Annotated in this window: 8 protein-coding genes; all 8 read right to left on the bottom strand. The window is 73.4% G+C overall.

The features are described from left to right. Window positions 1-22: 22 nt before the first annotated feature. The 8 genes from ACLZOT_RS23860 to ACLZOT_RS23825 all read right to left on the bottom strand — a co-directional run bounded on the left by ACLZOT_RS23860 (window position 23) and on the right by ACLZOT_RS23825 (window position 19191). Window positions 23-6697, bottom strand: a complete 6675-nt coding sequence (locus ACLZOT_RS23860; RefSeq protein WP_416971070.1) for an amino acid adenylation domain-containing protein — start codon at window positions 6695-6697, stop codon at window positions 23-25. After that, the gene (locus tag ACLZOT_RS23855; RefSeq protein ID WP_416971069.1) at window positions 6690-10421 is read right to left on the bottom strand and encodes an AMP-binding protein; all 3732 of its coding nucleotides are present in this window, start codon (window positions 10419-10421) and stop codon (window positions 6690-6692) included. The genes ACLZOT_RS23860 and ACLZOT_RS23855 overlap by 8 nt, the downstream gene beginning before the upstream one ends. Next, complete coding sequence (locus ACLZOT_RS23850) at window positions 10414-11469, bottom strand: GntG family PLP-dependent aldolase (RefSeq protein ID WP_416971068.1); 1056 nt, start codon at window positions 11467-11469, stop codon at window positions 10414-10416. Before ACLZOT_RS23850 ends, ACLZOT_RS23855 begins: the two co-directional genes overlap by 8 nt. Then, entirely contained in the window at window positions 11466-13748 is a 2283-nt protein-coding gene (locus ACLZOT_RS23845; protein ID WP_416971067.1) for a pyridoxal-phosphate dependent enzyme, read from the bottom strand. The genes ACLZOT_RS23850 and ACLZOT_RS23845 overlap by 4 nt, the downstream gene beginning before the upstream one ends. Window positions 13749-13793: 45 nt before the next feature. Next, window positions 13794-14714 (bottom strand): kinase, encoded by a 921-nt coding sequence (locus tag ACLZOT_RS23840; protein ID WP_416971066.1) that lies wholly within the window; start codon window positions 14712-14714, stop codon window positions 13794-13796. Beyond that, window positions 14711-16234 carry an argininosuccinate lyase gene (locus ACLZOT_RS23835; protein WP_416971065.1) on the bottom strand — a complete coding sequence of 508 codons (1524 nt, stop codon included), beginning with the start codon at window positions 16232-16234 and terminating at the stop codon, window positions 14711-14713. Before ACLZOT_RS23835 ends, ACLZOT_RS23840 begins: the two co-directional genes overlap by 4 nt. A 267-nt stretch (window positions 16235-16501) precedes the next feature. Next, window positions 16502-17944, bottom strand: a complete 1443-nt coding sequence (locus ACLZOT_RS23830; RefSeq protein ID WP_416971064.1) for an amidohydrolase family protein — start codon at window positions 17942-17944, stop codon at window positions 16502-16504. A gap of 44 nt (window positions 17945-17988) precedes the next feature. After that, window positions 17989-19191, bottom strand: a complete 1203-nt coding sequence (locus ACLZOT_RS23825; RefSeq protein WP_416971063.1) for a cytochrome P450 family protein — start codon at window positions 19189-19191, stop codon at window positions 17989-17991. Between the last annotated feature and the right edge of the window lie 37 nt (window positions 19192-19228).

Raw genomic sequence — 19228 nt, 5'->3', positions numbered from 1 at the left:
TTCATCGGATTCTCCGGGTCCGTCAGAAGGCGAGCAGCAGGGCCGGGAGCAGACCGGCGGCGTCGAGGCGGCCGAGGAACTCCTCCCAGTGCGGGGAGCCGGCCACCGATGCGGCCTCGTCCGGGTCGGCGAAGTCGAGGCGTTCACCGCTGACCTCGTGCCAGATCCGGGTGAGCGCCTCCCGGTCGGCGGTGTCGGTCAGCGGGACGCGGTGCGGGTCGCCGTCCGGGTCCGCCAGCAGGCCCGCGAGCATCGACTCCACGGCCCGCAGCAGCCGGGCGGCGGTGTCGCCGGTGAACAGGGAGGCGTCGTACTGGAGGGTCAGGCTTCCGTCCTCCGTGAACCGGAACGACAGGTCGAACTGGGCCGTCGCGGGCGGCACTTGGACCAGCGAGCCGACCAGGCCCGGGACCCGGTCCAGGTCGAGGGGGAAGTTGTCCACCGTCACCAGGACCTGCACCAGCGGCGAGGTGTCCGGCCGCCGCTCGGCGCCCGAGACCCGCACGATCTCCTGGAACGGCAGGTGCTGGTGCTCCAGCGCCTCCAGCGCGCTCGCCGTCACCTCCCGCAGCAGATCGGCCGCGCTGCGGCCCGGCTCGACGCGGTAGCGGAACGGCAGGGTGTTGGCGAAGAACCCGATCAGCCCCTGCGTCTGCGGCAGGTCCCGCCCGGCGACCGCCGCGCCCAGCACCAGATCCGGCTGCTGCGCGAACCGGGACATGACGGCCGCGACCGCCGTGTGGAACACCATGAACGGCGTACTGCCGTGCGCGGCGGCGAACTCCCGTACCCGCTCCGCCGTTTCGGCACCCCAGGACGTCGTGAGGTGCCCGGCCGCCCGCGAACGGCCCTCCGTGCGCTCCACGTCGGTCGTCAGCGCCAGGTCGCCCGAGCAGCCGTCCAGGTAGGCCCGCCAGAACGCCACTTCCCCGGCGGCCCGCGTCGCGAGGAACTCCCGCTGCCACAGGGCGTAGTCGCCGTACTGCACCGGCAGCGCGGGCAGATCGGCGGGGCGGCCCGCCAGGATCGCCTGGTACGCCTCGGTGATCTCCCGGACCGCGACGTCCGTGGACCAGCCGTCGGAGACGGTGTGGTGGCTGCTCCAGCGCAGGATGTGCTCGGTGGGGGAGAAGCGGTAGAGGCGGGCCACGACCAGAGGGCCGCGCGTCAGGTCGAAGCGCTGGGCCAGGGCCTCGCGCCGGACGTACTCCTCGGGGTCGTCGACGCCCTCGGTCTCCTCGACGCCCAGGCTGATGCGTGCCGCCGGGTCCGGGGCCTGGTGGGGGACGCCGTCGCGGGCGCCGAAGCGGACCGAGAGGATCTCGTGCCGCTCGGCCAGCAGGTCCACGGCCGTACGCAGCGCGTCCACGTCGAGGGGGCCCGACAGGCGCAGCAGCGACGTGTTGTCGTAGGCCCGGTCGTCGGGGTCGACCTGGTGCAGGAACCACAGGCTGGCCTGTCCCGCCGTCAGCGGGAAGGAGACCGTGCCCGTGGGGCGGGGCGGGATGCTCAGGGCTACGGGCGCGGGCGCGTCCTGGGCGGCCTCCTCGTCGAGGCGGGCGGCGAGCGCGCGCGGCGTCGGGTTCTCGAACAGCAGACGCAGCGGCAGATCCTGGCCGAAACGGTCCCTGAGCCGTGCCATGACCTGCGTGGCGTGCAGGGAGTGGCCGCCCGCCTCGAAGAAGTGCGTCGTCGGAGAGGGCCTGCGGTTCAGGACGCCCGCCCACACCTCGACGACCGCCCGCTCGGTCGGCGTCGCCGGCTCGCCCGCCTCCTCGGCGCCCTCGGCCGCCGCCGTCAGGTCCCAGGCGGCCAGCGCCTTCGTGTCCACCTTGCCGTGCGGGGTGCGCGGCAGCCCGTCGAGGCGGACCAGGTGGTCGGGGACGGCGTAGCGGGGCAGCACCTCGCCGAGCCGCTCGCGCAGCGCGGACAGGCCGACCTCGACACGACGGACCTCCGCGCCCTCGCCGGTGTTCTCGGCCGCCCGGGGCACGAAGAAGCCGACGAGCTGCTTGCCGTCGCTCTCCGACTCCCGGACGATGACGGCGCTCTCCTGAAGCTCCCCGAGACCCGCGAACGCCCGCCGCACCTCGCCGAGTTCGATCCGGTGGCCCCGGATCTTCAGCTGGCTGTCGATCCGGCCGATGAACTCGAAGGTCCCGTCGGCCAGTTGGCGACCCCAGTCGCCGGTCCGGTAGGCGAGCACCGACGGGTCGCCGGCGAAGGGGTCGGGGACGAACGCCGCCGCCGTCCGCTCCGGGTCGTTCACATAGCCGCCGCCCACGCACAGCCCGCCGACGTACAGCTCGCCCGGCGTGCCGGCCGGCACCGGCTCGCGGTCCGCGTCCAGGACGTACACCTTGGCATTGCGTATCGCCCGGCCCACCGGCACCGACGCCGCCCGCTCGTCGGCCTCGCCGGCCAGCTCGAAGTGGGTGCAGTCGTCGGACACCTCCGTCGCGCCCCACATGTTCAGCAGCCGCACCCGCGGCAGCTCGCGCCGGAACGCGTTCGCGCAGCGGGGCGTCAGGGTCTCGCCGCTGGAGACGACCCAGCGCAGCGCGAACGGGGGGAACGACTCGACGCCGTGGTAGGCGAGTTCCGAGCTGAAGACGCTCAGCACGGACGGCGACACCTCAAGCACCGTGATGCCGTCCTCGGCGACCGCGCGCAGCAGCCGGGGCGGGTCCTGGCTGACGCCGTCCGGGTAGATCACGGTCGTCGCGCCGACCAGGAGCGGCGCCAGGAGCTGCCACACCGAGATGTCGAAGGTGGCCGCCGCGTCCTGGGACACCCGGTCGCCGGGGCCGATCCCCAGGTCGCCGAGTTTCGCCTCGATGTGGTTCAGCATCCCGTCGTGCCGCAGCAGCGCCCCCTTGGGCTCCCCGGTCGACCCCGACGTGAAGATCACGTACGCCGCGTCCCGGCCCCCGGGCACGGGACCGTCGTAGGGCACCGCCTTCTCGGCGTCGGCGAGGGCCTGCGCCAGGTCCAGCACACGCACCTCCTCCGTGACGGCGGGCCGGTAAGTCGCGTCGCACAGCACGGTCTTGGCCGCGCTCGTGCGCAGCACCGACGACACGCGGCGTACGGGCCCCTCCGGCAGCGGCAGGTACACCGCGCCGACGCGCAGGATCGCGAGGACGGCCGTCAGGTGGCCGATGCCGCGTACGGCACCCAGCGCCACCACCTCGCCGGGCCGCACCCCCAGCCCGTGCAGGTGACCGGCGAACGCGCCCACGCGCGCGGCCAGTTCGCGGTAGGTCAGCGTCTGGTCCTCGTACCGCACGGCGATGTCGTCGGCGTACCGCTGAGCCGCCTGCGCGAACCGGGTCAGCACCCCCGGCGCCGACAGCGGGGCCGCCGCCGGTCCGGCCGCCTCCACCAGGCGGGTCCACTGCTCCTCGCCCAGCAGCTCCCGCTGGGCGGGGATCGCGTGCGGATGGGAGGCGACGTGGGCGAGGGCGTTGCGGTAGAGGGCGCCGATAGTGCGGAGCTGGTCCTCGGTGACCCGCTGGACGTTGGCCTCCAGGTCCAGCGAGAGGAGTTTCGTGAAGGGGTCCTTGTTGAACTCGGTGCGCAGGGTGAAGTGGGTCTGGATGTACGCCTTCGCGTCCAGCACCTCGAAGCGGGTCGCCTCGGCGAGCTTCCCGTAGCTGTGGAAGTGCGTGTAGTTGAAGCTGATGTCCGTCAACTCGCGGGCCCCGCACAGGCGTTGGAGTTCCGCGTACGGGTAGCGGCGTACCGGCAGGAGCTCGTTCTCCTTGTCGAAGGCCGCCCGGATCAGGTCCCGCCAGGCCAGGCCCCGGCCGGTCAGCAGGTAGGGCACCACGTTGAGATGGACGCCCAGCACGTCGGCGCCGCCCTCGCCCTCGAAGCGGCCGTTGGACTCGACGCCGAGCAGCACCCGGTCGCGGGCCGTGAGGACCGACAGGACGCGCGCGTGCACGGCCAGCAGGACGTGCTTGAGGGAGACGCCGTGGTCGCGGGCCAGGTCGTCCAGCGCGTCCGACAGCTCCGGGTCGACCGGCACGGCGAGGAAGCCCATCGTGCCCTGGTGGGTGTCCGAGGGGCCGTCCGCCAGGCGCGGCAGGAGCGTCGGCTCCGGGTCGGCCAGCTCCTTCGCCCAGAAGTTGCCGGTCCCGGCGTCGTCGAGGGCCTGCCGCTCCAGGGCGACGTAGTCGGCGTAGCGCCGTGCGGTGCGCGGGGCGGGCGGCAGGTCCGGGTTCTCGCGCAGCGCCCAGTAGTCGGACAGCACCTCCGTGATCAGCGACGACTCGCTCCAGCCGTCGAGGAGCGCGTCGTGGAAGCTCATCGCGAACAGGAACTCGCCCTCGTCCAGCAGCTGGACGGCGAACCGGAGCAGCGGCGGCTTCGCCCAGTCGTACGGGACGAGCCGCTCCGCCCGCTGCCAGGCGTCCAGCCGCGCCTCCTGCTCCTGGGGCGGCAGGTCGCGCAGGTCGGTGACGGTCAGTGGCGCGGCGGCCGTGCGGTGCACGAGCTGGAGGGGCCGTGTGTAGCCGGAGAAGTGGAACGACGTCCGCAGGATGTCGTGCCGCTCCACCACCCGCGCGACGGCCCGCCGCATCGCCTCGCCGTCGTAGGCGCCGCCGCGCAGCCGGAACATGAAGATGTCGCAGTACATGTTCACGTCGGCCTCGTACGCGCTGTGGAAGAGCAGCCCGGCCTGGAGCGTGCCCACCGGGTAGGCGTCCTCGACGTCCAGCGCCCGCACCGCCTCGCGGTCGGCCGGCTCCAGCAGGCTGAACGGCACGGTCGGCGGCTGCTGTTCGCTCTCCGTGGCCCGTCCGGCGACGGCGGCCAGCGCGCGGGGCGTCTGGAGGGCGTAGATGTCGCCCAGCTCCAGGGAGATGCCGAGCTTGAGGGCCTCGGCCCGCAGCTTCAGCGCCAGGATCGAGTCACCGCCCACGCCGAAGAAGGAGTCGTCCGGGCCGACGCCGCTCACACCGAGGACGTCGCCGTACACGCCGCTGATGGCTTCCGCGACCTCGTCGGAACCGGCGGCCGGCGCGGTGTCCGGGGCAGGCTCGCGCAGGCTGCCGGCCACGGTCGGCGCGGGCAGCCGCCCCTGGTCGACCTTGCCGTTGTGGTTGAGCGGGATCGCGTCCACGGGCATCACGAACGCAGGGATCATGTACGCCGGAAGGCGCCCCCGCAGCCGCTCGAACAGCTCACCGGCGTCCAGTCCCTCACCGGGCACGACGTACGCCACGATGCGCGGCCCGTCGGCGCGGCTCACCCGGCCGCGCGGACCCCCGCGCACCAGGTCCCGGACGTCGGTGATCCGCAGCGACGGCTCGGCCTCCTTGACCACGGGCCCGGCGGACTCCTGCGGCCTGGTCACGACCACCGTCGCCTGCGCCACCCCCGGCACGTCGTTCAGGACCGCCTGGATCTCGCCCAGCTCGATCCGGAACCCCCGGATCTTCACCTGGCCGTCCTTGCGGCCCTCGTAGGCGTACTCCCCGTCCTCGGTGAGCCTCGCCAGGTCGCCGGAGCGGTACGCGCGCCCGACGCCGGGCAGCTCCACGAACCGCTCCCGCGTGAGGTCGGGGCGGCCGAGGTAGCCGAGCGCCACGCCGGGGCCGGTCACCAGGATCTCCCCGGTCTCGCCCTGCGCCACCGGGGCCAGTTCGTCGTCGACCAGCGTGAAGTCCAGGTCGGGCAGGGGGCGGCCGATCAGCGAACGGCCGTCCTTGAGGTCGGTGGCGCGGACCCGGCGGTGGGAGGCGTGGACGGTCGTCTCGGTGATGCCGTACATGTTCACCAGGGCCGGGCTCTCGTCGCCGTGCTTGGCGACCCAGCGGGCCAGGTCCGAGAAGTGCAGGGCCTCGCCGCCGAACACGACGTGCCGCAGCGGGAGCCGGTCCTCGTGCCGGGTGTCCTCGGCGACGAGCTGACGGAAGGCCGTCGGCGTCTGGTTCAGGACGGTCACCCGCTCCTCGGCGAGCAACTGCCGTAGCGCGCGCGGGTCCTGGGCGGCCTCCCGGGGGACGACGACCACGCTGCCGCCGTACAGCAGCGGGCCCCACATCTCCCACACGGAGAAGTCGAAGGCGAACGAGTGGAACAGCGTCCACACGTCGTCGGGGCCGAAGCCGTAGAGGGACTCGGTGGTCGTGAACAGGCGCAGGACGTTGCCGTGCGACACCTCGACGCCCTTGGGGCGGCCCGTCGTGCCGGACGTGAAGATGACGTACGCGCGGGTGTCCCGGTGCGCGGGCGCCGGGGCGCCGGTCAGGGGGGCCGGCAGCGGGGCGTCCACGGGGACGGCGGTCACCTCGCCGGGCAGGCTCTTGGCCAGCTCCCGGGTGGTGACGACCACCGACGGCGCGGCGTCGTCGAGGATCAGCTCCAGGCGGGCGGCCGGGGTCGCCGGGTCCAGGGGGACGTACGAGGAACCCGTCCACAGGGCGGCCAGGGCGGCGGCCACCATGTCGGCGGAGCGCTCCAGGAGGATCCCCACCGGGCGCTTCGGGTCCGCCCCCTGGGCGGTGATCGCGGCGGCCAGGGAACGGGCCCGCGCGTCCAGGTCCCGGTAGGTCAGCGTCTCGTCGCCGCAGCGTACGGCGGTGCGGTCGCCGTGCGCGCGGACGGCGGCGGCGAAGCCCTCGACGAGGCTGTCCACTCCGGCCAGAGGCGAGGTCGGCACAGTCTTCTCCTTCATGTCAGCCATGTCGGCCTCCGGCTGCTGCGGTACGGGTCAGGGGTGCGGTCAGCTCGGCCAGGGCCTCCCGGAACGCGTCGCGCAGCCGCGCGGCGGTCTCGGGCGGGACCAGGTGCTCCTGGTGTTCGAGGCGGAACACCAGGCGGTCGCCGTCCCGGGCGCCGTACAGGCTCACCGCGAACGCCGTGTCGCGGGGCGGGACGTCGACGGCCGCCACCTCGACGCCGTCCAGGGTCTGGCGGGCGCGGCTCCAGGGGATCGCGAAACCGTCGCCCAGCAGGCCGTCGGCGGACTGCTGGAACGTCAACGTCGCCTGGAACAAGGGGTTCTGGCCGTGCCTAGGGGGTTCGATCTCGCGGACCAGGCGGGCGAAGGGGACGACCGCGTTCCGCTGGGCTTCTCGGACCTCCCGTGCCGTGCGGGCGCGGAGGTCGTCGGGGGCGGCGGTGAAGTCGCCGAGCAGCGGGACCATGTCGACCAGGCAGCCGACGGTTCCCGCGAAACGCCAGTCGTCGCGGTGGTGGTAGGGGGTGCCGATGACGACGCGGTCCTCGCCGGTCACCTCGTGGAGGGCGCGGAGCCAGGCTGCGGCGAGGAGGGTGAAGGGGGTGTGGCCGTGGGCCTTGGCGTCCTCGTACACCGGGGGTGCGTCCACGGCGAAGTCGAGGAGGGAGGCGGGGGTGCGGCGGCGGGGGGCCGGGCGGGCGGCCGGGGTCGCCGGGGCAGCCGGTGTTGCCGGTGCTGCCGGTGTTGCCTGGTTCGCCGGGAAGAGGAGGTGGTCGCGGAGGGGGCGCCACTTCTCGGCGGCTTCGGTGATACGGGCCTCGGCGGTGGTCGTTTCGCGGGCGCGGTGGCGGTTCCACTCCGTGGCGCTCGGGGCGTCGGTGGGGGTGGGGAGGTCGATGTCCAGCAGGTCGGCGAGGAGTTCGGCCAGGACGATGCGGAGGGACCAGTAGTCGACGATCGCGTGGTGCGCTGTGAGGAGGAGGGTGGTGGCGTCGGGGGAGGTGAGGGCGGCGGCGCGGACGAGGGGGCCTCGGGTGAGGTCGAAGCGGCGGTGGGCGACGCCTTCCAGACGGGCCAGGTCGGGGAGGTCGCTGTCGCGGCGAGCGCCCCCGGCGAGGGCGTCCTCGGGCTCGGTGCCGGTCTCCCAGTGCGTGAAGTCCAGCGGCAGCGCGCCCGGTTCGTGCACGACCTGGGTCCCGCTGCCCGGCTCGCCCAGCGTCGTCCGCAGCGCCGCGTGCCGCGCGGTGACGGCGGTGAGCGCGGCGCGGATGCGGGCAGGGTCCAGGCGGCGGCCGATGCGCAGGGCGACGGGGAGGTTGTGCGCGGTGTCCTCGGCGAGCAGCTCGTGCCGGAACTGGAACTGGACCTGACCATCGGTCGCCGGGTGGACACCGGTGCCGGTCTCGGCGGAAGGGGCGGTGCCGGCGGGGTCGGCTCCGGCGGAGGGGCCTGCGGGGTCGGCGGGACCGGCTCCGGTGGAGAGGCCGCCGGGGCCGCCCGGGGCAGCCCCGGCGGGGTCGGCCTCGGCGGTGAGCCCGGCCGGGTCGGTGCGGCCCGACAGGCCGGTGAGGTCGGCGGCCGGCTTCCCGGCGTTCAGGTCCGGCGCCCGGTCGAGCGCCTCCGCGATGTCGTCGAGCGAGCGGTCGCCGTAGAACAGCCCGGTGTCCAGGCGCCGCCCGGAGTGCCGCTCGATGCCCCCGCGCAGGGCGACCAGCTTCAGCGAGTCCAGGCCCAGGGCGGCCAGCGGCAGCGCGTAGTCCTCAGCGCCGGGCTCGGCACCCGCGTGGGCGGCGACGAGGCGGGCCAGCAGAGAGCGGACGGGCTCGGGACCGGAGCCCGGGGCCGGGGGCACCTGACCCGGGGCGGCGGGGGAGCCGGTCCGGTCCGGCACCGGGAGGGCGGAGCCGTCGGCCCGGCCTGGTGCCGGAACGGCGGGGGAGCCGGTCTGGCCCGGTGCCGGATGGGCGGGCGGCTCGGTCCGGCCCGGTGACCGGAGGGCGGAGGCACCGCCCGGTGCCGTGGGGTTCCCCGTGCTCGACGTACCGAGCACCCTCAACCGCCCGTCCAGGAACCGCTGGCGCGTCTCCGCCCGCCGTATCTTCCCGCTGGACGTCTTGGGGATCGACCCGGGGTAGACGAGCACCACGTCGGCCAGGTCGAGCCCGCACTCGGCCCCCACCCGGCGTCGTACCGCCGCACCCAGCGCCGCCACCGCCTCCGGGGACGACCGCAGCCGGGACACGGCGCTCCGCGCGGCCTCGGCGACGAGGACCACGCGGGGTGCGGACGGGTCGGGCTGGAACGCCGCCGCGCTGCCCCGGCGCAGGTCGTCGGAGGCGGCGGAGGCGAGGTTCTCGACGTCGTACGGGTAGAAGTTGCGCCCGGCGACGATGATCAGGTCCTTGCCGCGGCCGACGGGATAGAGCTGCCCGTCGCGCAGCGCGCCGAGGTCGCCGGTGCGCAGGAAGGTCCCCGCCCGGCCCTCGACGCGTGCGCGGAAGGTCTCCTCGGACGCCTCGGGCCGCTCCCAGTAGCCGCCCGCGACACCGGGCCCGCGTACGCAGATCTCGCCGATCTCCCCGTCGGGCAGGGCGTGTCCGTCCGTCGAGCGGATGACGATCTCCGTGCCGACGGCGGCCCGCCCGCAGGAGACGACGTCCAGCCGGTCGGGGTCGTCCGGGGCCGCCGTCTCCAGCCTGCCGCTCTCGACGCCGCGCCGGTCCAGGGCCAGGGCCTCGTACCCGGCCATGGGCTGCGCGCCGGACACGAACAGGGTGGCCTCCGCCAGCCCGTAGCACGGGTACAGGGCGCCGCGGTCGAAGCCGTGGGGGCCGTACAGGCCGGCGAAGTGCTCCAGGGTGGCCGGGATGATCGGCTCGGCACCGTTGAAGGCGATGCGCCAGGTGGAGAGGTCGAGGCCGGCGAGGCGGTCGGGGTCGTGGCGGTCGGCGAGGAGCTGGTAGGCGAAGTTGGGGCCGCCGGAGCAGGTCGCCCGGTACCGGTCGATCGCCTCGGGCCAGCTCAGCGGGTCGTGGATGAACGCGAACGTGTCGAGCAGCACGGCCCGTACGCCCAGGTACAGCGGCAGCAGGGCCGTACCGATGAGCCCCATGTCGTGGTAGAGCGGCAGCCAGCTGAGGATGACGTCGTCGGCGCGGACCCCGAAACCGGCCGCGATGGCCCGGTCGTTCTCGGCGAGGTGGCCGTGGCCGACCATGACGCCCTTGGGGGTGCCGGTCGAGCCGGACGTGTACTGGAGGAACGCGAGGTCGCCGGCGCCGGGCAGGGTGATCGGCGCGGTGTGCCCGGCCGCCCTGATCTCCTCGACGCTGTGCAGGCGCAGTCCCTCGGCGGCGGACCGGAGGTGCTCCAGGAGCAGGTCGACGGTGAGCGCGTGGGTGGGGCGGCAGTCGCGGACGACCGCCTCGATCCGGTCGAGCTTCGCGCCGGGGCGCGGCGGGTACAGCGGCACGGCGACCGTCCCGGCGTACAGGCAGCCGAGGAACGCGGTCAGGTAGTCGAGGCCGGGCGGCAGCAGGAGCAGGACGCGGTCGCCGGGCCGCGCGGTCGTCCGCAGGAACGCGGCGACGGTCAGCGCGGAGCGCTCCAGCTCCCGGTAGGTGACGGTGTGGTCGGCGTCGCCCCGGGCGAAGACGTACGCGGTGTCGTCGGGCCGTACGGCCGCCCAGTGGGAGAGCGCGGCGGGCAGCGTGGGGAACTCAGGCATGGCGACCGGCACCCGCTTCCCCCAGCACACGCGCCACGATCTCGACCGCCTTGTCGACGTCCTTCTCGCTCACCCCGCGATGCGTCACCGCCCGCAGCCGCCCGTGCCCCAACTCCGCGATCGCCAACCCGTGTTCGGACGCGGCCGCCGCGAACGTCCGCCAGGTGAACCGGGGGTCGGTGACCCGGAACATGACGATGTTCGTCCGCGTCCCGGCGGGCAGGACGTCGATGCCGTCGATCTTCGCGAGCCCGGCGGCGAGCCGTTCCGCGTTGCGGTGGTCCTCCGCGAGCCGGCCGGCGTTCTCGATGGCGAGGATCCCGGCCGCCGCGATCACCCCGGTCTGCCGCATCCCGCCGCCGAGCAGCTTCCGGATCCGGCGCACCCGGCCGATGAACTCCGCCGTCCCGACGGCCATCGAGCCGATGGGCGCGGACAGGCCCTTGGAGAGGCAGAACTGTACGGAGTCCGCGTACCGGGCGAGGTCCGCGACGGGGACGCCCGCGCCGACGGCCGCGTTGAAGAGGCGGGCGCCGTCGAGGTGGACGGGCACGCCGCGCTCGTCGGCGAACCGGCGTACGTCGGCGAGGTAGCCGAGGGGCAGGACGCTGCCGCCGGAGCGGTTGTGGGTGTTCTCCAGGCAGATCAGCGCGGGCAGCGCGAACTGCGGGTCGCCGGGGTCGTCGGGGAAGCCCTTCGCGAGGTCGGTGAGCAGGAGCCGGCCGTCCGGCTGGGTGGGGACCGGCTCGTAGACGAGGCCGCCCGCGACGGAGGCGCCGCCCGCCTCGTAGACGTAGATGTCGCTCTCGTCGCCGACCAGCACCTTCGTGCCGCGCGGCGCGTGCGCCATGATCGAGGCGAGGTTGGCCATGGTGCCGCTCGGCAGGAGGCAGGCCGCCTCCTTGCCCAGGGTGGTGGCGGCCAGCTCCTCCAGGCGGTTGGTGGTGGGGTCCTCGCCGTAGACGTCGTCCCCGAGGGGTGCCTCGCCCATCGCCCGGAGCATCTCGCGGGTGGGCAGGGTGAAGGTGTCGCTGCGCAGCTCGATCACTGGGGGTGCCCCTCTGTGGCGTCGTCGCCCTCCAGGACGACGGTCGTACGGCCGACTGCCTCGGCCAGGATCTTGGTGACCTGCTCGGGGGTGTCGCCGTGGGCGATGACGTGGCCCAGGCGGTCGTAGGCGTTGCGGGGCGGGCGCACCTCGGCGCCCGGGCGGGCGGTGACGGTGACCCGGTCGACGCCGGCGATGGCGAGCGCCTCGTCGGTGCCGGTCAGCGCGGCGAGCTTCCCGGGCCGGTCCGCGAGCAGGAAGCGGATGCCGGCGTGCCGGACCGACTCGCGCACGGGCTCGAGCGGCAGCCCCGCCGCGACCCGCACCTGCTGCTCCAGCAACTGGACGCCGGTGGCGAGCTGGACCAGCTCGGGGATCATGCCCCCGGCGAGCCGCGGGTTGATCTCGATGACCACCGGCCCGCCGTCGGTGAGCCGCACCTCGGTGTGGGTCGCGCCCAGCGTGATCCCGGCCGCCGTCACGGCCCGGCGTACGACGTCCTCGACGGCGGCGGCGTCGCCGGGGGAGAGCGGGGCGGGGAACACGTGCCGGTACTCCACGAAGTGCGGCAGCCCCGTCACGCTCTTCCCGGTGATCCCGACGCAGCGGGTCTCGCCGTCCCAGGTGAACATCTCGACGCTGAACTCGGGCGCGTCGACGTACTGTTCGACCAGCACGGTCCCGGACGTCGGCATACCGCGCATGTTGAAGCGGATCCCGAGGATCGCGCGGGCCTGCGCGAGCGCCTCCTCCTCGGTGTGGCACAGCAGCACGTTGTTCGACCCCGAGTCGTCGGCGGGCTTGACGACACAGGGCAGCCCCACCGACGCCACCGCTGCGGGCACCTCGGCGGCGTCGGTGACGGCGACGAACCCGGGCTGCGCCACGCCGTGTTCGCGCAGCCGCTCCCGCAGCAGCGCCTTGTCGCGGCACACGGCGACCGCGTCGGCCCGGTTGCCGGGCATGCCCAGCCAGGTCGTCAGCCCGGCGACGGCGGGGACGTAGAAGTCGCTGGTCGTCGTCACCCCGGCCAGCTCGTCGCGGCGGAACGTGTCCTGGATCGTGCGGCGCAGCTCCGCCTGGGAGTTGGTGTCGCAGACGAGGACCCGGCAGCCGGCCGCGTCCAGCCCCGCGTACCGGTCCGGGGAGCTGGTCAGCAGCACCGGTTCGAAGCCCAGCCGGCGGGCCACGGACAGCGCCAGCATGCCGGTGCCGGTGGTGTTGGACTCCACGAACAGCAGGTGACCGCCCGGCGGTTCGGGCTCCTCGCGCAGCGCGGCCACCGACCAGCCGCGCACGACCCGGTCCAGCGGTACGGAGTCAGGGGCCTCGCGCGCCTCCAGCGCGGCCAGCTCCTTGCGCTCCCAGAACCCGTCGTCGTAGATCGTGTCGGCGTACCGGTCGCCCCGGTCGGGCAGGATGCCCACGATCCGGGTGCCCGGCTCCGCCTGGGCCGCCAGGTGCATCAGGACCCGGTACACCGAGCCGGACGTGTTGCCCCCGAACACCTGCTGCTCCCGGGCCAGCGCGCGCGTCGACTCGAACGCCTCGCGGTCGTTGAGCCAGTGCACCTCGTCGACGAGGCGGCGGTCCAGGTTCTTCGGCAGGAGGCTGTTGCCGAGCCCGCTCTGCAGCCGGCCCGGCACGTCCGGCTGCCCGAACAGGACGCTGCCGACCGAGTCGACGCCCACCACCCGCAGCCCCGGCCGGGTCCGCCGCAGCGCGCGGGCCGTCCCGCACAGCGAACCGCCGCTGCCGACCGAGCCGACCAGCACGTCCACCGCGCCGAGGTCGTCCTCGATCTCCTCGGCGAGCAGCCGGTAGGCGCCCGGGTTGTCGGGGTTGCTGTACTGCTGCGGCCAGAACGCGCCGGGCAGACCGGCCATCAGCCGCTCCAGCTCCTCCAGGCGGGCGCTCTGCCAGCCGTGGCTGGTCATGGCCGCCACCACGTGCACCTCGCAGCCGAGCGCCCGCAGCTTCGCCAGGGTGATGGCGTCGATCCGGGGGTCGGTGACGATGTGCACCGGGTGCCCGAGCGCGGTCCCCACCAGCGCCACCCCGAGCGCCATCGTGCCCGACGAGCTCTCCACGATCGGGGCGCCCTCGCGCAGCACGCCGGTGCGGCGGGCCTCCAGGAGCATGGACCGGGCGACCCGGTCCTTCATCGCGAACAGGTTCTGGAGCTCCAGCTTGGCGTAGACCTCGACTCCGGGCGCCGCTGTCCGCAGGCGCACCAGAGGAGTACGGCCGATCGCGTCGACCACGCTGTCGAACTTCACAGGAAAATCCCCCGGGCAATATCGCGTTCGGTGTGTTCTGCCGGTTTATTCGCCGCCGGCGCGGTAACTGTCCGGCCCCATCGACCGGTAGAGCGAGACGGAACCGGGAAGCGCCTCGCAGGACTTTCTGGCATGGGCCAGCCGGTCCTGGTGATCGCTGACGTCGTCGCGCAGCAGAATGCCGAGATTCGTTCCGCTGTGGGCCAGCACGAGACCGAGTCCCTCGACCTCGTGGCAAATGCGCAGGATGTCGTCGGCATGGTCACGGGTGACGATCTTCGCGTTCTTGCGGGCACTGCGCGTGGACACTTTTCCGACCGTTTCCAGGTCGCCGTGGAGCAGCGCCTCCCGCAACTCGTCGAGCAGCCCGCTGTATTCCTCGCGGTCGGCCGCGTCGAACGGCTTCGGGGACCGGTTGAAGAGGACCGTGTCGACGGTTCCGCCGATGTCGTGCGCGACGATCGTCAGCGGCGGCAGGAAACCCAGCCGCTCCTTCAGCCGGACCTGCCGGTGGTAGAAGGCGACGACGCCCTCGTACATGACGCCGTCCGAGGGCTCCACGTCCCGCAGCAGCGTCTCGATCTCGCTCTCCGTGAACCGCACGCCGAGCGCGTCCCCCACGGCGTGGGCGGTCGCCACCAGGTCGGCGGACGAGCTGGCCAGGCCCTTCCCCTCGGGGATCGAGCTGATCAGGGTCAGCAGCCCGCCCCCGGCGACCTGGTGGTCGCGCAGGATGCGCCGGGCCAGCGCCTGCGCCTTGCGCTTGTGCGGGGGCCGGACGGTGACCTCCCCGGCGCCCTCGACGAGGTGGAAGTCGGCGCGGGAGGAGAGGGAGACGGGGAAGGTGACGAGGAAGTCGAGGCCGTTCTCGGCGAGGACCCCTTGCAGCAGCTCGCCGAAGGTGCCGTGGGCCCGGCCCGTGCCGGTCGCCGTCCCGCGCTCCAGGGTCGTCTCGTCGGCGCTCACCGCTCGCCGTCCTTCGCGTCCCCGAGGCCCAGCAGCCCGTCGGTGCGGGCCAGGGCGGCGTCCACCGTCGCCCCGTACGCGGACCGCTCCTCGTCGAGGGCGTCGAACCGCGCGGCCTGCTCCGCCAGCAGCGCGCGGACGGCGTCCGGGTGGGCGGAGCCCGGCGAGCACTTGCGCAGCAGGCCCCGGCGGACGTCGAAGGACTCGGCGACGAGGTGCTCGGGCCGGCTCAGCTCGAAGCCGTTCTGGAGGGCCACGGCCCGCAGCAGCTCCGGGTCGGCCTGCCGGGGTGTCAGACCCTTCTCCACGCAGGCCGTGATGAACTGCCCCGCGACGACCTGAGCGCGCCGCCACGGCACCCCCTCGTCGAGGGTGAGCAGGTTCGCCAGGGAGAAGCCGCCGAGGAACTCCCGCTCGCACAGGGCCAGCGCGCGGTCCTCGCGGAAGCTCAGATGGTCCAGGACCGTGGTGAACAGCTCCAGGGTCGAGCACAGCGTGTCGAACGACGCGAGGACGTGGGTGCCGGCCTCCTTCGACACCTCGACGCTGTTGGAGTACGAGGTGTTGCGCTGCCCGAGCACGGCGTCCAGGTGCAGCGAGACCAGGTGGGCGGTCCTGCCCCGGATCCGCTCCAGGACCGGGTAGTTCTTCTTCTGCGGCATCGCCGAGGAGATCCCGGACAGGGCGTCGGGCAGCTCGATCAGGCCGTACTCGGAGCTGCCCCAGGCCATCAGGTCGGTGCAGAAACGCCCCAGCCAGGTCGCCGCCAGCGACAGTTCCGCGGTGACCTCCACCGCCCAGTCCCGTGACGCGACCGCCGTCAGGGCGTGCGGGTTCGCCGCCCGGAAGCCGAGCAGGCGGGCCATCTCCGCGCGGTCCCAGGGGATCTCCTGGCCCGCCATCGCGCCGGCGCCCAGCGGGCACAGGTCGATGCCCCGGTAGGCGGCCAGGAGCCGGTCCATGGCGTGCAGCACCCGGTCCGTGAGCGCCGCCAGATAGAAGCCCGGGGTGATGATCTGCGCGGACTGGAGGTGCGTGTAGCCGGGCATCGGGGTGTCCGTGTGGGCCGCCGCGAGCCGGTGCGCCGAGCGGCCGAACACGCTCAGCGCCTCGGCGGCCCGCAGCACCTGGCTCCGCCCGAAGAGGAGCTGGGCGCACGCCTGGAGGTCGTTGCGGCTGCGGTCCACGTGCCAGCGCGGGACGGCCGGGTCGAGGCGCTGCTCGACCTGGCGCTCCACGGCGAAGGCGATGTCCGAGTAATTCGCCTCGGGGTCCGCCCGCAGCCCGTCCGCGGTGATTTCGTCGAGCAGAGAGCCGATACGCCGGACGTCGTCCTTTTCGATCAGACCCATCCGCCCGTATTCGAGGGCGAGGACTTTCTCGATGGTCACGTACCAGGGCAGAAGGTGTTCCGCCTCGTACCGGAACTGAGGTTCCAGGATTTCCCGGTGCAGCAAATCGCTGGGTGCTGCTGATATCCGGCCGCTGAGACGGGTGTCAGGGATGCGGCGGTCGTTCATGGAACCCCCGTAAACGCATATCGGTACGCCGTGCGACACCGAGGTTTGTGCGCCGGGCGACCTTGGGTCAAGGGTGACGGGTTTCACCCGGCGTGGGGGATTGAGTAGCGGAATCCAGCATTCCCGCAGCTCGGGGCCGGTCCCGGAGAGCGGCGCGGCCCCGAGAGGCGATCGTTCTTGACGCGAACTTTTCGCAACAACCTGACGGACTCGACAGCGACTTATGTGCAGCAGGCCGCCGGGCGCCCATCATGGCTCACGATCCGTTCACCCGGTCTTCATCGCGGCCTCCCATTCCGCGTCCGGGATCCGCGACCGCAGATACCCGAACGACTCCGCCGCCAGCCGCCGCGCCCGCCGCAGATCCACCCCGATCAGCTCGCCCCGGTGCTTGAGGACCCGCCCGTCCACCAGGACCGTGTCGACGTCACCCCGGCCCGCCTGGAACACCAGGTGCCCCGCCGGGTTGTGCACGGGCGTCATCGCCACCGTGTCCGTGCGCAGCAGCACCAGATCGGCCCGCTTGCCCACCGTCACCGACCCGATCAGCGAGTCGAGGCCCAGCGCCCGCGCACCGCCCAGCGTCGCGTACTCCAGGACGTCGGCGGCCCGCAGCGCGTTGTCCGCGAGAGCGTGACCCGCCTCGTGCGCCCGCAGATGCGCCAGCGCCCGGTCCGCGCTCAGCGTCGAGCGCATCGCCGAGAACATGTCCCCGCTCCACCACACGACCGTGTCCATCGACAGCGACACCGGGATCCCGAACTCCCGCGCCTTCCCGGTGGGCGGATACCCCTGCCCCGCGCTCGACTCGCTCTCCGCCGCGACCGACAGGTACGCGCCGCGCGCGGCGATCCTGCGGTACGCGTCGTCGCCCAGCGAACCCCCGTGGACCAGCGTGTACGACGGCGACAGCGCCCCGAACTCGTCCAGGAACCGCACCTGTTCGTCGCCGGAGAAGCCGAACACGCCCGCGTGCGAGGTCACCGGCAGGTTCCGGTCCCGCGCGAAGCGCAGCGCCCGGCGGCCGTCCTCCGTATCCGCCACGTCCAACGCGAGCTGGAGGGTGACCAGTTGATCCGGGCGGCCGGAGAACCGCTCCCGGATCAGCCGGTCCACCCGGCCGTCCGTCACCCAGCCCAGGTCGGGCGCGAAGGAGTTGCCGTACGCGTACCTCGCCCGGCCCGGGACCGAGAACAGCGCGTCCACGGCCGCCTCCGCGTGCTCCGGGGTACGGGAGTTGTGCGACCAGTCGGTGACCGTCGTGACGCCGTCGTTCACCGCCTCGACCATGCCGAGGTGGTTGGCCGCGTAGACGTCCTCCGGGCGGAAGAGCGGGCCCCACTTCGTGATCATCCACGTGTAGTAGTTCCCCAGCGTCCAGTCCGCCCCGACGCCCCGCAGCGAGGTCTGCCACATGTGCCGGTGCGTGTCGACGAACCCCGGTATCAGCAGGCCGCCGTCCGCCTCGATCACCGTCGCGGGGGCGGTGAGGTGTCTGCCGATCGCGGCGATGCGGGTGCCCTCGACCAGGACGTCCGTGTCGGGGAGGATGCCGCGGTCCATCGTCACGACGGTGGCGCCACGGATGAGGAGGGGGCGGCCGGGGCGGAAGTCGGCGGCTTGGGCTTGCGGCGCGGCGAGGCCCGTCACCCCCAGGGCGGCGGCTCCCGTGAGGGCCTGGCGGCGGGTGGTCCCTGTCCAACCGGTCATGGATGACTCCTGGTCGTCGGCTCGGGAGGTGCCGGATGTCTCCGTCACGCGGTGCCCCGTACGCGCAGCGGCAGGGACTCCGGGCCGCGCATCAGCAAACTCTGACGGTACGTCAACTCGGTGAGCGGGACGGCCGGTTCGAGCCGGTCGTAGCGGCGCAGCAGGTCGCGGAAGGCGACGCGGGCCTCCTGGCGGGCCAGCGGTGCGCCGAGGCAGTAGTGGAGGCCGGCGCCGAAGGAGACGTGCCGGTTGGGGGCGCGGGTGACGTCCAGGCCGTCGGGGTCGGTGAAGCGCGCGGCGTCGCGGTTGGCGGAGGTGACGGCCGCCAGGACCAGTTCACCGGCCGGGATCTCGACACCCCCGACGGTGACCGGCTCCTTCGTGTACCGGTACGTCGAGAGGTTCACCGGGCCGTCGTACCTGAGGAACTCCTCCACGGCCGTCGGGATCAGTGCCGGGTCCTCGCGGAGTTTCTTGAGTTCGGCCGGGTGCGTGAGCAGGGCGCGCATGCCGTTCGCCACGAGGTTGACCGTCGTCTCGTGGCCCGCGCTGAGCAGGAGGAACACCATCGCGACGAGTTCCTCGCCGGAGAGGCGGTCGTCGGCGAGGAGCGCGGAGAGGAGGTCGTCACCGAGGGCCCGGCGTTTCGCGGCGATCAGGCCGGTGAGGTACGCCGTGATGTGCCCGGCCGCCGCGCTCACCGTCTCCGGGGCGCCGGTCGCGTTGTAGTCCCGGGTCCAGCCGCCGAACGCGTCCCGCTCGCCCTCCGGGAGACCCAGGAGTTCGCACATCACCGTGATGGAGAGGGGGAACGCGTAGTCGCCGATCAGGTCGATCTCCGCGCGGTCCGCGAGGGCGTCCAGGAGGGAGGCGGAGAGAGCCTCGGTGCGGGGGAGCAGCGCGCTGATCCGGCCGGGGGTGAACGCCTTCGACACGAGGGCCCGCAGCCGGGTGTGGGCCGGCGGATCGCTGTTCAGCATGTGCCCGGCGGTCTTCCGGCCGACCGTCCGGGGAGGCCGCCCCGGCGCGGTGTTGCGCCGGAACAGCTCCCCGACCGCCATCGCGTCCTTCCCGAGCCGGGGGTCGGTGAGAACCTGCCGGACACCGTCGTACCGGCTCACCACCCACACCCGAAGACCGTCCGGAGTGACGACGGTGCGGACGGGCTCGTCCCGCCGCAGCACCTCGTACGTACCGTGCGGATCGGCCCAGAAACCCGCGTCGAAACTCTCACCTAATGTGACCATGCCGTCACATTACTTTTCCTTTGCCTTGCGAGGAAGA

It is taken from the genome of Streptomyces sp. 4F14 (assembly GCF_048159485.1).
Lineage (GTDB): Bacteria > Actinomycetota > Actinomycetes > Streptomycetales > Streptomycetaceae > Streptomyces.
The sequence above is the reverse complement of the archived record's forward strand: the minus strand, read 5'-3'. Positions and strand labels throughout refer to the sequence as shown.